Origin of the sequence: Rhizobacter sp. SG703, from assembly GCF_012275445.1 — a bacterium.
Taxonomy (GTDB): Bacteria; Pseudomonadota; Gammaproteobacteria; order Burkholderiales; family Burkholderiaceae_C; genus Rhizobacter.
In genome coordinates this window covers 484,159-498,294 of the sequence record NZ_JAAZQK010000002.1, presented here as the reverse complement: position 1 = coordinate 498,294, position 14,136 = coordinate 484,159, and the positions used below count along the sequence as shown (strand labels likewise).

15 protein-coding genes are annotated in these 14,136 nt (G+C 70.0%); 7 read left to right on the top strand and 8 right to left on the bottom strand.

Translation table 11 applies throughout. The features are described from left to right. Window positions 1–31 precede the first annotated feature (31 nt). Both FHT26_RS05250 and FHT26_RS05245 read right to left on the bottom strand, forming a co-directional pair. A complete protein-coding gene (locus tag FHT26_RS05250; protein WP_246867715.1) occupies window positions 32–466 on the bottom strand; it encodes a GNAT family N-acetyltransferase in 435 nt (144 codons plus the stop codon). 19 nt (window positions 467–485) lie between these two features. Continuing rightward, window positions 486–866 (bottom strand): nuclear transport factor 2 family protein, encoded by a 381-nt coding sequence (locus FHT26_RS05245; RefSeq protein ID WP_168559095.1) that lies wholly within the window; start codon window positions 864–866, stop codon window positions 486–488. Between the two features lie 155 nt (window positions 867–1,021). Here FHT26_RS05245 and FHT26_RS05240 point away from each other — a divergent pair, with 155 nt between their 5' ends. Next, window positions 1,022–2,302: an ATP citrate lyase citrate-binding domain-containing protein gene (locus FHT26_RS05240; protein WP_168559094.1), complete on the top strand. Its 1,281-nt coding sequence runs from the start codon at window positions 1,022–1,024 to the stop codon at window positions 2,300–2,302. 15 nt (window positions 2,303–2,317) lie between these two features. Next, window positions 2,318–5,032, top strand: a complete 2,715-nt coding sequence (locus FHT26_RS05235; protein ID WP_246867714.1) for a CoA-binding protein — start codon at window positions 2,318–2,320, stop codon at window positions 5,030–5,032. A gap of 16 nt (window positions 5,033–5,048) precedes the next feature. On the opposite strand, the gene FHT26_RS05230 is transcribed toward FHT26_RS05235, so the two are convergent. Genes FHT26_RS05230 through FHT26_RS05205 form a run of 6 tightly spaced genes read right to left on the bottom strand, consistent with a single transcriptional unit; the run spans window position 5,049 to window position 7,674 of the window. Then, the gene (locus FHT26_RS05230; protein WP_168559222.1) at window positions 5,049–5,417 is read right to left on the bottom strand and encodes a VOC family protein; all 369 of its coding nucleotides are present in this window, start codon (window positions 5,415–5,417) and stop codon (window positions 5,049–5,051) included. Between the two features lie 24 nt (window positions 5,418–5,441). Next, complete coding sequence (locus FHT26_RS05225; RefSeq protein ID WP_349238090.1) at window positions 5,442–5,816, bottom strand: SRPBCC family protein; 375 nt, start codon at window positions 5,814–5,816, stop codon at window positions 5,442–5,444. After that, a complete protein-coding gene (locus FHT26_RS29665; RefSeq protein WP_246867713.1) occupies window positions 5,732–6,334 on the bottom strand; it encodes a GNAT family N-acetyltransferase in 603 nt (200 codons plus the stop codon). Before FHT26_RS29665 ends, FHT26_RS05225 begins: the two co-directional genes overlap by 85 nt. Window positions 6,335–6,350: 16 nt before the next feature. Next, window positions 6,351–6,989, bottom strand: coding sequence for a pyridoxamine 5'-phosphate oxidase family protein (locus FHT26_RS05215; protein ID WP_168559092.1), 639 nt, complete (start codon window positions 6,987–6,989; stop codon window positions 6,351–6,353). A 40-nt stretch (window positions 6,990–7,029) separates the two neighbouring features. Then, on the bottom strand, window positions 7,030–7,272 hold the full coding sequence (locus FHT26_RS05210) for a hypothetical protein (RefSeq protein ID WP_210427251.1): 243 nt from the start codon (window positions 7,270–7,272) through the stop codon (window positions 7,030–7,032). A 42-nt stretch (window positions 7,273–7,314) separates the two neighbouring features. Beyond that, the gene (locus FHT26_RS05205) at window positions 7,315–7,674 is read right to left on the bottom strand and encodes a hypothetical protein (RefSeq protein WP_168559091.1); all 360 of its coding nucleotides are present in this window, start codon (window positions 7,672–7,674) and stop codon (window positions 7,315–7,317) included. 144 nt (window positions 7,675–7,818) lie between these two features. Here FHT26_RS05205 and FHT26_RS05200 point away from each other — a divergent pair, with 144 nt between their 5' ends. The 5 genes from FHT26_RS05200 to FHT26_RS05180 all read left to right on the top strand — a co-directional run bounded on the left by FHT26_RS05200 (window position 7,819) and on the right by FHT26_RS05180 (window position 14,129). Then, window positions 7,819–10,974, top strand: a complete 3,156-nt coding sequence (locus FHT26_RS05200) for an error-prone DNA polymerase (RefSeq protein WP_246867712.1) — start codon at window positions 7,819–7,821, stop codon at window positions 10,972–10,974. Window positions 10,975–11,081: 107 nt separating this feature from the next. Further along, on the top strand, window positions 11,082–11,882 hold the full coding sequence (gene yaaA, locus FHT26_RS05195; protein ID WP_168559089.1) for a peroxide stress protein YaaA: 801 nt from the start codon (window positions 11,082–11,084) through the stop codon (window positions 11,880–11,882). A gap of 11 nt (window positions 11,883–11,893) precedes the next feature. Continuing rightward, window positions 11,894–12,754: a 2OG-Fe(II) oxygenase gene (locus tag FHT26_RS05190; RefSeq protein ID WP_168559088.1), complete on the top strand. Its 861-nt coding sequence runs from the start codon at window positions 11,894–11,896 to the stop codon at window positions 12,752–12,754. Window positions 12,755–12,840: 86 nt separating this feature from the next. Then, complete coding sequence (locus tag FHT26_RS05185) at window positions 12,841–13,863, top strand: CaiB/BaiF CoA transferase family protein (RefSeq protein ID WP_168559087.1); 1,023 nt, start codon at window positions 12,841–12,843, stop codon at window positions 13,861–13,863. Between the two features lie 77 nt (window positions 13,864–13,940). After that, complete coding sequence (locus tag FHT26_RS05180; protein WP_168559086.1) at window positions 13,941–14,129, top strand: hypothetical protein; 189 nt, start codon at window positions 13,941–13,943, stop codon at window positions 14,127–14,129. Window positions 14,130–14,136: the final 7 nt, after the last annotated feature.

Sequence of the window (14,136 nt, the reverse complement as noted above, 5' to 3'; positions counted from 1 at the left end):
TCAGGCCCCGACGATCGCGAGCGAGAACCCGTCATTCGGCATCGATGTGTCCCTTGGCGAACGCTGCCGCCTGGTCGTCGAAGATCGCCATCGCGGTGCGCATCCGCCGGAAGCCGAATCGGCGGTAGAACGGCTCCCTGCCGGGCACGGCGTACAGGATGATCTTGCGGTGCCCGGCGCACATCGCGAGCAGCCGCGACACCACCTCGGCGCCCGCGCCGCGCCCCTGCCGGTCGGGGTGGACGGCGACGTCGCACAGGTAGGCGCAGTCGGCGCCGTCGGACAGCACCCGCCCGGCGGCCACCAGCCGGCCGTCGGCGTCGCGCGCGAAGCAGCTGAAGCGGCTGTTGGTGAACACCGTCTGCAGCAGCGCGGCGCTCTTGCTGCCCAGTGCCGCGGCGCGGTACAGCGCCTCCAGTTCATCCCAGCCGATGCCGTGCCAGCTGGTGGTCCAGGTCAATGCCAATCGAAGTGCTCCGGGGGATTCAGGAGGGTGCCGGGCGCGGCACGCGTTGCGCCGGATCATAGAAGAAGGTCTCCTCGGCAATGCGCTCGCCCTCCCAGCGCTGCCACGCGAGTTCCTCCATGTGCGTCGTGCTGCCGTCGAGCCATTCGAAATCGAAGATCCAGCGGATCACGACGTGGTCGCCGTTCACCAGCACCGGCCGCACGCACTGCGAGCGCACCGACCGCGCGCGCGCCATCACCTTGCGTTCGCCGGCCACGTGCGCATCGCGGCCGGTGCGCGGTGGCGCCTGGTTCTCCTGCATCGTCGAGTGCTCGGTGTAGAACGCCTCGCAGGCCTGCGCATGCGCGTTGCTCTGGACCATCGCAATGAAGCGCTCCAGCGTGTCGGGCGTCGGCATCGTCGTTCTCCAGGGCGGGCCGGGCAGGCCAGGGCAGGACAGGCGGACATTGTGCGTCGAACAGCCCGAATGAACGTCGGATGACAGCACTTCGACAGCGCACCTGCCGATCATCGCGGCCACGTTGCGGCACCAGCGACGACAAGGAGACACCGATGCAGATCACCGGCATGTTCCACGGCGCGCGCCTGCTGCAGTTCGTCGGCTTCCCGGCCACCGAGGTGCTCGGCCCCGGCGCCAGCGAGGAAGAGATCAAGTCGCTGATCGACCGCCACGGGCAGGTGTTCGTGAAACCGATGTTCAAGGGCGGCATCGGCCAGAAGGGCAAGGCCGGGCTGCTGGGCCGGGCGAGCGACCTGCGCACCGCGCTGGCCGAGAAGGAGCGCCTGTATTTCGCCGAGCATGCGGTGGGCCACCAGCGGGCCAAGGCCAACGGCGTCACCTTCGAGGCCGGCGTGCCGGCGCGGCACGAGGTCTATTTCTCGATCACCGATTCGACGCGCTTCCGGGCGCCGACGATGACGCTGACGCACCGCGGCGGCATCGACATCGAGGAGGTCGAGCGCCGCGACCTCGCGGTCGTGCCCTTCGATCCGCTGACCGGCCTGAAGGCCTTCGTCGTCGCCAATGCGCTCAGCGAGATCGGCGCGCCGCGCGAGATCATCTCGCCGCTGGTGCAGCAGCTGCCGAAGCTGTGGGAGCTGTTCCACGACTTCGGCATGACCACGCTCGAGCTGAACCCGATCCGCCTGCGCGAGGACGCGAAGGGCCGGCTGCTGCCGGTGGCCTGCGACTTCAAGTGCGGCTTCGACCGCGACGACCCGCGCTGGGCGCGGCTCGGGCTGCCGGCGCACCTGTTCACTGCCGACCATTCCGATTTCGAGCAGGAGATCAACCAGCTGCGCACGCACCAGGGCCAGAGCGACGTCTACGTCGTCAACGACGCGGGCACCATCCTCGCGCCCACCTTCGGCGGCGGCGCCAATTCGCTGGTCACCGAGATGCTCGGCGATGCGGCCATCATCTCGTCCGACTTCGGCGGCAACCCGCCGTACGAGAAGATGAAAGAGGTCGCGCGCATCTGCTTCCGGCACTGGCTGAAGCAGGCCAACGTGCTGTTCATCATCGGCGGCAAGTCGAACAACACCGACATCCACGAGACGCTGCGCGCGATCGCCGACGCGCTGCGCGAGCACGTCGGGCTGCACGGCGCGACGCCGCTGTACGTGGTGCTCGGGCGCGGCGGGCCGAACCTGGTGCGCGGCATGGCCGCGCTGCGCGACACCTGCGACCAGCTCGGGCTGCCGTACCGGATGTTCGGCTTCGATTCGGACATCAGCCAGGTGATCGCCTATGCGAAGCAGGCCGATGCCTGGATGAAGGCCGGCGGCCGCGCGCAGCTCGCGGCCGGCCTGGGCCTGTCGGAAACCGCCTGACGAGAGAGGACCCCCATGCAGATGAATCCATTGCAGAAACAAGGCGTCGGCGATTTCAGGTACTACGTCGGCATCAGCTCGCTCGCGCAGATCGCGACGCGCGACGACCGCGTCTGCGTGCTCAACATCCTCGGCGCCGAATCGAGCGACGTGACGCCGGTCGGCCATGCCTGGTCGGGCGGCAACGTGGTGTTCGGCACCGCGCCCGGCAAGGGCGGGCAGGTGCTCGCCACCGCGGCCGGCGACATCCCGGTCTACAACAACGTGCGCGACGGGCTGCAGGCCGGCCACCGCTTCAACTGCGGCGTGGTCTACCTGCCGCCGGCGGCCGCGCGCGACGGGGTGGCCGAGCTGATCCGCGTGAACCCGCAGCTGAAGAAGGTGTTCGTCGTCACCGAGAAGATCGCGGTGCACGATGCGCGCGAGATCCGCGCGATGGGCCAGCAGGCCGGCGTCGACATCTTCGGTGCCAACGGGCTGGGCGTGGCCGATGCCTGGAACCGGGTGCGCATCGGCGGGGCGCTCGGCGGCGACGCCCCGGGCGACACGCTGCGCCCGGGCTCGATCGCGATCTTCTCGAACTCCGGCGGCTTCTCGACGACCATCGCGCAGTACCTGCGCATGAGCGGCTGGGGCACGACCACCGTGATCTCCAGCGGCAAGGACGTCTACATCCACTATGCCGCGCCGGAGTTCGCGTTCGCGCTCGCCAACGACGCGCGCAGCAAGGCCGCGGTGCTGTACTGCGAGCCGGGCGGCACCTACGAGCTCGACGCCCGGTTCACGAAGCCGGTCGTGGCCTGCGTGGTCGGCCGCTGGAAGAGCCGGCTGACCCGCGCGGTCGGCCATGCCGGCGCGATGGCCGGCTGCGAGGACGACGCCCGCGCGAAGGAGCGCTGGTTCATGGACAAGTTCGGCGTCGACGGCATCTTCACGCCCGAGGAGCCGCGCTTCTCGGCGCGCGGCGCGCTGGTCACCAACATCGCGCACATCCCGGGCGCGCTGATGGCGGTGATGCGGGCCAACGCGACCCTGCCCGATTTCGAGCCCGAGGGCAGCCTGGTGCTGAAGCCGTGGTTCGCCTCCGATGCCGGGCTCGCGCTGCCGGCCTCGCTCGCGCTGCAGGTGGTGGCGCCGGCCGCGCCCTATGGCGCGCAGGTCGAGCAGGTGAACCGGCAGGTCGGCGGCACCCTGCCGCGGCAGGCGATGAAGGATGCGTCCGGCGCGTCGCAGATGGACGCGCAGACGCAGCTCGGCAGCCTGTACGGCGTCTCGATGCTGCAGGCGGCGACGCTGGCCTTCGAGTCGCTCGTCAAGCTCGCGCTGCTGCACGAGGTCGGCGACGAGAACGACCGGCGCCTGGTCGCGACCGCGGTGGCCGCGCACGTCAACCTGCATGGCACGCCGGCGCTGGCCGCGGCGCAGGCCGCGCGCGAGGCCGGCAACGCGCCGAATGCGGTGATCGCGGCGGCCGTCGCGATCGTCGGACCGCGTTGCCAGCAGGGCGCGCGCGAGGCGGCCCGGTTGCTGATCGACCGCTTCGCCGCGGCCGGCCTGAAAGACCCGCAGGACGAGCGCTTCGACCTCGGCAAGGTCGACATCCTCGGCTGCGAGGGGCTGGTCGGTGCGGCCCCGGATGCGCGTGGCCAGGCGCTGCTGGCCGCGCTCGATGCGCGTGGCGCCAAATCCGTGCTGCTGCGCTGGCTGCGTGCGCTGCCCGGCCATCCGACCGCTGATGCGGTGCTCGCCGCCACCACGACGACGCTGGCCTGGACGCCGTTGATGGCCAAGCGCGTGTCTCGCCTAACCGCCGAGAACCTGCCGTGGTGGATGGCCTTGTTCGGCACGCTGATCGGCGCGTCGGCGCCGGACACGCGGCACCACGACGGGCACTTCTGCGGCTTCGACGATGCGCAGCTGCTCGGCCGCTGTTCGCTTGCCGAGACCGCGTTCGCGGCGCTGATCGGGCTGCCGCCGGTCGACGACGACCTGTTCGTGTTCCAGACGCTGTTCGGCCTGCTGCTGACGAATGGCCCGGGGGCGATCTCGGCGCAGGGCGCGAAGGGGGCGGTGTCGGCCGACGGGCCCGAGGCGGCGCAGCGCGTGCAGCTGAACAAGGCGCTGATGGGCTTCCTGACCCACACCGGCTATGCGCACGGCGGCAACGGCCACGAAGGCATCGCGTTCCTGAACGAGCAGTTCCGCGACACCCGCCTCGCCGACCCGGGCGATCCGGAGCACGGCATCGACCTGGCGGCGCTCGCGTGGCGCACCGCGCAGCGCTATGCGAGCTACAAGGCCGAACGCCGCAGCATCGGCAGCACCGACATCGCGAAGTTGCCGGGCGTGAACCACCCGGTCTTCAAGGACAAGCCAGTCAACCACGATCCGCGCGAAGTCTTCATCGCGCAGCTGTTCGAGCAGCGCGGCGAGCACAACGTGTTCCACGCGTATTACCGCGCGCTGGTGCAGGCGCTGTTCGACGCCGGCGTGTCGCGCAATGTCTGTTGCGTCAACGTCGATGCGGTGATCGCGTCGCTGCTGCTGAAGATGCTGTGGAAGCGGCTGCGGCGCGGCGAGGTGGCCGAACGCGACCTGGAGACGGCGGCATTCACGGTCTTCCTGGTGCCGCGCATGCTCGGCTGCGCCGCCGAGATCGACGACCACCTGAACCGCGGGCGCAACATGGACACGCGCACGCCGGCGTCGTCGTGCCGGTTCGTGGCTTGAGCGTGCGGGTGCCCGGCTACGCCTGCGGGTTGTGGCAGACCGCCTCGAAGTTGTGCCCGTCCGGGCCGATCACGAAGGCGCCGTAGTAGTTCGGGTGGTAGTGCGGGCGCAGGCCGGGGGCGCCGTTGTCCTTCGCGCCGGCGGCCAGCGCGGCGGCATGGAAGCGGCGCACCTGCTCGCGGTCTTGCGCGGCGAACGCGAGGTGGATCGGCCCTGGCGGCGCACCGAAGCTGCCGAACCAGAACTGGCCCTTGCCGTCGCGGCCGATCATGGCCCAGCCGTCGGCTTCCTTCACGATGCCGATGCCCAGCGGTTCCAGCGACGCGGTGAGGAAGCTGCGCATCGTGGCGAAGTCGCTGACGTTGAAGCCGATGTGGTCGAAGATCATCGAGGCCTTCCTTTCAGCCGCTCAAACAGGAGGGGGCTCATTGTGGCGCGATGACTCGGCGGATTCCAGCGCCGCCTTCATCGCCTGCAGGCCCTGCTCGATCATCTCGGCGATCGCCGGGGCCATCGCATGGGGCAGCAGGTCGGCGATCCACACCAGGCGGCAGGCGCCTTCGTCATCGGCTTCGTCGAAGACCTGCACCGACGCATTGTGGTGCGTGAGCCGGCCGCCGACCGCGCTCCAGACCAGCCGGCGCGCGGTGTCGTCCAGGTCGACGATCAGCTCGCGGGCCACCACGCCGTTCGCGAAGGTCACGACGCGGGCACCGTCTTCCAGCCGGCAATCGGTGACGAAGCCGGGGACCAGCCGGGTGTGCAGCGCGCCGACATCGCGCACCGCATTCCACAGCTGCCCGGCGGGGACGTTGATCGAGACTTGCTTGCGGATCGAGGCCATCGTGATCTCCGGTTGACGAACCCAGCGTAGGGGCGATGGCGGGTCAGCGGTGGCCGTTTCCGGACACGTTCATCCGCCGGATGCCGCAGCAGCGCGCGCAGCGCCTCGTTCATGTGGCCCTGGCCCCAGGCGGCCCGGGCGAGCGCATAGCCGACCTCGGCGCGGCGGCAGGTGGCGCTCAGGTTGAACAGCGTGCACACGCCGATCAGCGCGCCGTCGTCCCGCCGCTCGAGGCCGAGGCGCAGGTGGGTGCCGGCGGCCCGCTCGGCGCGGTCGCGCCCGAGCATCGCGTGCGCCTGGTCGAGGCTCGTCCAGGCGGGGACGCTCCAGTAGCGCATAGCCTCGGGGTCGCCGAAGATCGCCAGCAGCGTGGCCGCGTCGTCGTCGTGCAAGGGGCGCAGCAGCAGCCGCTCGGTGCGCAGCGTGACCGAGGCGGGGGAAGGGGGCGGGGTCGTCATCGTGAAGCCGACGGTGTCAGTACAGCGTGCCGCGCTGCCGCTCGGGCAACGCGCGGTCATAGGCGTCGCCGTCGATCGCATCGTCGGTGAGCGCGGCCAGCATCGCGCCGGCCGACGGCACCGTGCTGCGGGCATCGGAGGCGGGCGGTGCCCACAGCTTCGAGCGCTGCAGCGCGCGGGCGCACTGGAACAGCACCGTCTCGATGTGCACGACGATCACGCAGGTCGGCGGGCGGCCGTCCATCGCGAGCCGCTGGAGCAGCGCAGGGTCGACGCTGAGGTGGGCGCGGCCGTTGACGCGCAGCGTCTCTCCGACGCCGGGGATCATGAACAGCAGCGCGACGCGCGGGTCGGCGACGATGTTGCGCAGGCTGTCGATGCGGTTGTTGCCGCGCCGCTCGGGCAGCAGCAGCGTGTGCTCGTCCTGCACGGTGACGAGCGGGGCCGGGTCGCCGCGCGGCGAGGCGTCGAGCCCGCCCGGGCCGCTGGTGGCGAGCACCGCGAACGGCGCGGCTTCGAGCCAGCGGCGGTACACCGGGTGCAGCGACGGCACCTCCTTGCGGATCGACGCTTCGCCGACCGGGGCGAACAGCGTTTCGAGTGTCGCCAGGTTGCCGACGGTGAACGCCGCGGGAGAAGGGTTCGGATCTGACATGGTCGGTGGCGCCTCGGCCATGGTGGAGGCGTGCGGTGGGCTACGCCGCATGGTGCCATCGCAGGCCGTGCGGTGGGTGTCGCGGTGCAAACAGGAAATGCAACACCCGGCGACGGCTGGTGCCGGGGACGGTACGCAGCGGCCCGTCCTGCGCGGTGCAGGCGTCGAGGTGGACGCGCACGGCAACCAGTTGCGCCAGGAAGTCGACCGGCGCTTGAACGAACAGCACGCCTTCCTTCTCGGACCAGGCGCGCAGCGCCGGACCGCAGGCACCAGCGCGCAACCGGCTTCCTCGAACCGGTTCCTCTCGATCACGACCGGACGATCATGCGGGTGTGCCTGCATCGATTGCGTTGGAGGGCGCCGGCTTCGGCCGGCAGTCACGCTTCTTCTCGAGCCAGTAGACGACGTTGCCGGTCACGACGATGCTGCCGGAGATCACGGTGGAGGCGGCCAGCACCGCGGCCTGGCCCACCAGCTGGACGACGCAGTGGTTGCCGCTGCACGATGAGATCGTGTTGACCTCCGTCACGTCGAGCACCATCTGGCGCGCCGTGATCTGGCAGGCCTCGTCGTAGACGTGGATGGTGCGCGGGTAGGCGCAGCCGAACGACGCGGCGGCGGCCGCCGCTGCGAGGGACAGCGTGCGAAGCGGCCGCAGGGGCCGGCAGAAGGCGTGGGGCATCGGGGCGATCTCGTCGGGAGGGGCAGCGATTCTGCCGCGTGCCTGACTCCACGAGCAGCTTGGTGGGCGGTCCATCTGTCCTGAACACGTTTGCAGTCCGGCGGGCGCTTCATATACTGTATGAACATACAGTCCCTCTCAGAGATGCTTCCGTCCTACGCCGAGCTGCACTGCCGCAGCAACTTCAGCTTCCTCACCGGCGCCTCGCACCCCGAGGAGCTGGTGAACCGTGCGGCCGACCTCGGCTACGCGGCGCTCGCGATCACCGACGAATGCTCGCTGTCCGGCGTCGTGCGCGCGCATGTCGAAGCGCAGCGCCGCCAGCTGCACCTGATCATCGGCAGCGAGATCCGGCTCACGCTGCCGGCCGACGGCGCCCCGCATGCGCGGCTCGTGCTGCTCGCGAAGACGCGCCGCGGCTACGGCAACCTGTCGCACTGGATCACCGTCGCGCGGCGCCGTGCCGACAAGGGGCATTACCGCGCCCACCCGTCCGACCTCGAAGGCGGCGTGCCCGATGCGCCGACGCTGGCTGGCCTGCCCGACTGCCTCGCGCTGCTGGTGCCCGAGGCCTCGCAGCCGTTCGAGACGGTGTTCGCGCATGCGATGTGGCTGAAGACCTGGTTCCACGAGCGGGCCGCGCTGGTCGTCGAGCGCCTGCACCGACCCGGCGACGACGAACTGCTCGCCACCGTGGCGGACGTCGCCCGGCGGGTCGGCCTGCCAGTGGTCGCGGCCGGCGACGTGCTGATGCACCTGCGCTCGCGCAAGTCGCTGCAGGACACGCTGACCGCCACGCGGCTGAAGCTGCCGCTCGCCGAATGCGGGCTGCAGCTCGCGCCGAATGCCGAGCAGTACCTGCGCTCGCGCGGCCGGCTGGCCGGCCTCTACGAGCCGGCGTGGCTCGACAACACGCTGGTGCTGGCCGCGCAATGCACTTTCTCGCTGGCCGAGCTGAAGTACGAATACCCGCGCGAGGTCGTGCCCGAGGGCAGCACGCCGATCGCCCACCTGCGCCGGCTCACCTACGCCGGCGTGCCGAAGCGCTTTCCGAACGGGCTGAAGCCCGAGTGGGCCAGGCAGATCGAGGACGAACTCGCGCTGATCGAGCAGCTCGGCTACGAGGCCTACTTCCTGACGGTGGCCGACATCGTGCGCTGGGCGCGCGATCGCAACATCCTGTGCCAGGGCCGCGGCAGCGCGGCCAACTCGCTGGTGTGCTACTGCCTCGAAGTGACCGAGGTCGATCCGGGGCGGGCGACGCTGCTGTTCGGCCGCTTCATCAGCGCCGAGCGCAACGAGCCGCCCGACATCGACATCGACTTCGAGCACCAGCGCCGCGAGGAGGTCATCCAGTACATCTACGGCAAGTACGGCCGCCACCGCGCGGCGCTCACCGCGGTGATCATCAGCTACCGCCCGCGCAGCGCGGTGCGCGATGTCGGCCGCGCGCTCGGCATCGACCTGCAGCGCATCGATGCGCTGTCGAAGAGCCAGCAGTGGTTCGACGGCCGCGGCATCAGCGCCGACCGGCTGCGCGAGAACGGCTTCGACCCCGACTCGCTGGTAGTGCGCCAATGGGCCGAACTCACCGGCATGCTGGTGGGTTTTCCGCGCCACCTGAGCCAGCACCCGGGCGGCTTCGTGATCGCGCGCGACCAGATCGAGCAACTGGTGCCGGTCGAGAACGCCGCGATGGACCAGCGCAGCGTCGTGCAGTGGGACAAGGACGACCTCGACGCGCTCGGGCTCATCAAGGTCGACATCCTCGCGCTCGGCATGCTCAGCGCGCTGCGCCGCGCGCTCGAGTTCATCGGCCACAAGAAGGGCCATCCGTTCCGCATGCAGGACATCGCCGAGGGCGATGAGGCCACCTACGACATGATCTGCAAGGCCGACACCATCGGCGTGTTCCAGATCGAAAGCCGGGCGCAGATGAGCATGCTGCCGCGCCTGCAGCCGCGCAAGTACTACGACCTGGTGGTCGAGGTGGCGATCGTGCGGCCCGGGCCGATCCAGGGCGGCATGGTCCACCCCTACCTGAAGAACCGCAACCTGCCGATCAAGGAGATCGACTGCCCCGAGAAGCTCTGGCCCGCACTGGAGCGCACGAAGGGCGTGCCGATCTTCCAGGAGCAGGTGATGCAGATCGCGATGCTGGCCGCCGACTTCACGCAGGGCGAAGCCGACCAGCTGCGCCGTGCGATGGCGGCCTGGAAGCGCAAGGGCGGGCTCGGGCCCTTCCATGAACGGCTGGTCGGCCGCATGGTCGCCAACGGCTACACGCTCGACTACGCCGAGCGCATCTTCAAGCAGATGGAGGGCTTCGGCGAGTACGGCTTTCCCGAAAGCCATGCGGCCGGCTTCGCGCTGCTCGCCTACAACAGCAGCTGGATCAAGCGCCACCACCCCGATGCCTTCCTGGCCGCGTTGCTGAACAGCCTGCCGATGGGCTTCTACGGCCCGGCGCAGCTGGTGCGCGATGCGCGCGAGCACGGGGTCGAGGTGCGCCCGGTGGATGTCGACTGCAGCGAATGGGACTGCGCGCTGGAGTGGCCGCTGGACGAGCCGCGCACGCACGGCGACGGGCTGCGGCCGGTGCGGCTGGGGCTGAACCGCGTCGGCGGCCTGTCGGAGGCCGCGGCCCGGCGCATTGCCACGGCCCGCGAGCACGGCCCCTTCGCGAGCCCCGAAGACCTGGCGCGGCGCGCCGGGCTGAATGCGCACGAGCTGCAGTCGCTGGCGCAGGCCGATGCACTGCGCAGCCTGAGCGGCCACCGCCACCAGGCGGCCTGGGCGGTGGCCGGCGTCGACACCCGGCCCACCGCGATGCTGAGCCGCACCCGCGTCGACGAGCCCGCGCTGCAGCTGCCCGAGCCGGCCGAGGCCGACGAGACGCTGGCCGACTACCAGGCGCTCGGGCTGACGCTGAAGCGCCACCCGCTCGCGCTGCTGCGCCCGCAGCTCGAAGCCTTCCAGGTGCAGACCGCGGCGGTGCTGCGCGGCTACCCCGACGGCCGGCTGGCGCGCGCGAGCGGGCTGGTCACGCACCGGCAGCGGCCGCAGACCGCCAAGGGCACCATCTTCGTCACGCTCGAAGACGAGACCGGCGCGGTCAACATCATCGTCTGGCCGCGGGTGTTCGAAACCCAGCGCCAGGCCCTGCTCGGTTCGCGGCTGCTGACGGTCTACGGCCAGTGGCAGCGCCAGGGCGACGTGATGCACCTGCTGGCGGTCAAGATGATCGACCACACATCGCTGCTCGGCGGCCTGGTGGCGAGAAGTCGCGATTTCCGCTGAAGTCCTTTGACGCGCCTGCAGTGGCGGCACACCTGGAAACCAGATGTTGCGCGCCGATTCGATAGAGTTCGGGGTTTCCGTTTCTTCCTGCACCGCGCATCGGCTTCATGCTGTTCCTGCTCTCGCCCGCCAAGACCCTCGACTACGACACGCCGTTGCGCACCGCGCACGAGCCGACGATGCCGTCCTTCCTGCCGCGATCGGCCGAGCTGATCCAGGTGCTGAAGACGCGGTCGGTCGCCGACATCGCTGCGCTGATGCACCTCTCCGAATCGCTGTCGGCCCTCAATGTCGAGCGCTATGCGGCCTGGAGCCCGCGCTTCACCGACGCCAACAGCCGCCCGGCCGCGCTGGCGTTCGACGGCGACGTCTACGACGGCCTGAAGGCCCCGACGCTGAGCGACACCGACCTGGCCTGGGCGCAGCAGCACCTGTGCATCCTGTCGGGCCTGTACGGCGTGCTGCGCCCGCTCGACCGCATGCAGCCCTACCGGCTCGAGATGGGCACGCCGCTGCCCACCGCGCGCGGCGCCACGCTGTACGACTACTGGGGCGACACGCTGGCCGAGCACCTGAACGACCGCCTCGCGGCCGATGCCAGCCCGGTGGTCGTCAACCTCGCGTCGAACGAATACTTCCGCGCTGTGCGCCGCAAGGTGCTGAAGGCGCGCGTCGTCGACTGCGTGTTCGAGGACTGGAAGAACGGCCAGTACAAGGTCATCAGCTTCTTCGCGAAGCGCGCCCGCGGGCTGATGGCCCGCCACGCGGTGAAGAAGCGGCTGGCCACGCCGAAGGGGCTGGAAAAATTCAACGCCGACGGTTACCGTTTCGATCCCGCCGAGTCGCAACCCGACCGGCTGGTCTTTCGTCGCCGCCTGCCCGAGGGCGGGCCGGTCGCGTCCAACTGAGCTGAGCCACCATGAACAGCACGACCAAGCAGAACATCACGCCCGAACTGCGGCAATGGATCGTCGACCAGGCCAAGGCCGGCCGCAGCCCGGACGACGTCCTGAAGTCCATGATCGACAGCGGCTGGACCGAAGACGTCGCGATCGATGCGCTGGAGAACACGCTGCAGGGATTCCTGAAGGACCACGCGAAGGCGAACGGCCTGCCGGTACCGGTTCCAGTGCCTGAGCCCGACCTGCTCGATGCGCCGGGCTCGGTGGTGGTCGACGGCCATGAAATCAAGATCGTGATGGCGATGCGCAACCCGCGCGTCGTCGTGTTCGGCGGGCTGATGACCGAGGCCGAGTGCGACGAACTGGTCGCGCTGGCGCGCCAGCGGCTGGCCCGCTCAGAGACGGTGGTCACGACCACCGGCGCGAGCGAGGTCAACGTCGCGCGCACCAGCGAGGGCATGTTCTTCGGCCGCGCCGAGAACCCGATCTGCGCGCGCGTCGAGGAGCGCATCGCGAAGCTGCTGAACTGGCCGCTCGACAATGGCGAGGGCCTGCAGATCCTGCGCTACCAGCCGGGGGCGGAGTACAAGCCGCACTACGACTACTTCGACCCGGCGCAGCCGGGCACGCCGACCATCCTGAAGCGCGGCGGCCAGCGTGTCGGCACGCTGGTGGTCTACCTGAATTCACCGAAGCGCGGTGGCGCCACCACCTTTCCCGACGTGCACCTGGAGGTGTCGCCGGTCAAGGGCAATGCGGTGTTCTTCAGCTACGACCGGCCGCACCCGATGACGCGCACGCTGCATGGCGGCGCGCCGGTGCTCGAAGGCGAAAAATGGGTCGCCACCAAGTGGATGCGCGAAGGCAAGTTTGAATAGCCCCCCGTCGCTTCGCTCCTGCTTTCCAAGGGGCGCCACCCAGCGACCCGGCAAAGCCGGATCCGCGGGCGTTGCCTGATCGATCGATGCGCCCGCCGCTGCTTGGAGTTCAGGTCGTCGACATGAGTCGGCTGCTGCCCGGCCCGCTGGCCGCGCTGGAGCTGCAGCGCCTGGGTGCATCGGTGTTGAAGATCGAAGGACCGCCCGGCCAGCAGGACGGCGCGCGAGAGCTGTGGCGCACCGACGCCGAACGCGCGGCCGGCGAGCCGGCGCTGATGTTTCGCCGCCTGAACGAAGGCAAGGCGCTGCGCACGCTCGACCTGCGCGACGACGCCGATCGCGCTGCGCTGCTCGACGAGGTCACCGGGGCCGACGTGCTGATCGAAGGCTTCCGGCCCGGTGCGATGGACCGGCTCGGGCTCGGCTGGCCGGTGCTGTCGGCGCGCAACCCGCGGCTCGTGATGTGCTCGATCAGCGGCTACGGCCAGACCGGGCCATGGGCAGAACGGGCCGGCCACGACATCAACTACATCGCGATGGCCGGCGTGCTGGATCAGCTGGCCACACCCGACGGCGAACTGGTCGCACCGAACTTCCAGATCGGCGACCTGATGGGCGGGACGCAGGCGGCGGTGGCCGGGATCCTCGCGGCCCTGCTCGCGGTGCAGCGCGGCGGCAGCGGGCGCCATGTCGACATCTCGATGACCCATGAAGTCCGCCGCCACCACGTGCTGGCCGACCTGGTGGTCGCGCAGACCGGCCGCGCGCCGCAGCCGGGCAGCGACCTGCTGTCGGGCGGCGCGCCGTGCTACGGCGTCTACCGCACGGCCGATGGACGGCACCTGGCGGTCGGTGCGCTCGAACTGCCGTTCTGGCAGCGCCTGTGCGTCGCGATCGAGCGCCCCGACTGGTCGGACCGGCACTGGTCGCTCGGGCTGCAGATCGGCAGCCCGGAGTCGCTGGCCCTGCGCGATGCGTTGGCCGACCTGGTGTTTACCCGCACGCTGTCCGCTTGGTGGGCGCTGCTCGCACCGGTCGATTGCTGCGTCACGCCCGTGCTGAGACTTGATGAAAGTCACGCTCACGAACTGTTCGTAAATAAACGCTGATGTTTCGTCAACGAACCGGCGCAGGCTCCCGTTGTGCCCGTCGAGCGTGTTGCTCGACCTTTGCAAAGGAGCCCCCCATGAACAAACTCATCGCCGCGCTGATCGCCGCCACCTTCTCGCTGGGCGCGTTCGCCCAAGCTGCTTCGGCTCCGGCCGCTGCCGCACCGGCCGCCAAGGAAGCTGCTCCGGCCGCTTCCGAGAAAAAGGTTGCCAAGAAGTCGACGAAGAAGGCCAAGAAGGCCAAGGCTGAAAAGAAGGCCGCCTGAGATCCAG